At 38.2% G+C, this 513-nt stretch carries 1 protein-coding gene; it reads right to left on the bottom strand.

What is annotated here, in order from left to right; genetic code table 11:
* Positions 1–15 precede the first annotated feature (15 nt).
* Positions 16–513, bottom strand: a 498-nt coding sequence (locus A9E74_RS13875) for a class I SAM-dependent methyltransferase (protein WP_141696842.1), incomplete at its 5' end; no start/stop codon positions are given.

A 513-nucleotide genomic window follows, 5' to 3' on the forward strand; every position in this document is an offset into this window, starting at 1 on the left:
TTGGTCGCGTTGTTTTTATGGACTTAACTGGTTAAAACAAAATGCGCTTAAAGCTGATTTATTTGTGGCGGATTTATTTACAATACCGCCTAAATTTTCCGCGACATTTTTTAGCTGCTTAACATACTTATGGGTGTCCATTCTCAATTGAGCTTCAACATTCCCAAGCTCATATATTGGTTCAAATAATATTACAGCTCTTCGCGCAACACGAAGTAATTCTTTTAGCGCTGCTTCCTCACGACCACCATTGGGTTCAAGCGAATGGGAAGTATAGATAATATCCACACTTGAATCAGCTAATGGGATTTCAAATAAATCCGCCACAAATAAATCAGCTTTAAGCGCATTTTGTTTTAACCAGTTAAGTCCATAAAAACAACGCGACCAACTAATATCAAATCCTAATACTTTGGATGGAAAGTTAGTTAAATGCTGAACTACCCCAGATAAGGTCGTAGCCTCTCCGCAACCGACTTCAAGAAGAGAGCTTGAACTATCAATGTAGGGATT

Origin of the sequence: Methylophaga muralis, from assembly GCF_001720165.1 — a bacterium.
Lineage (GTDB): Bacteria > Pseudomonadota > Gammaproteobacteria > Nitrosococcales > Methylophagaceae > Methylophaga > Methylophaga muralis.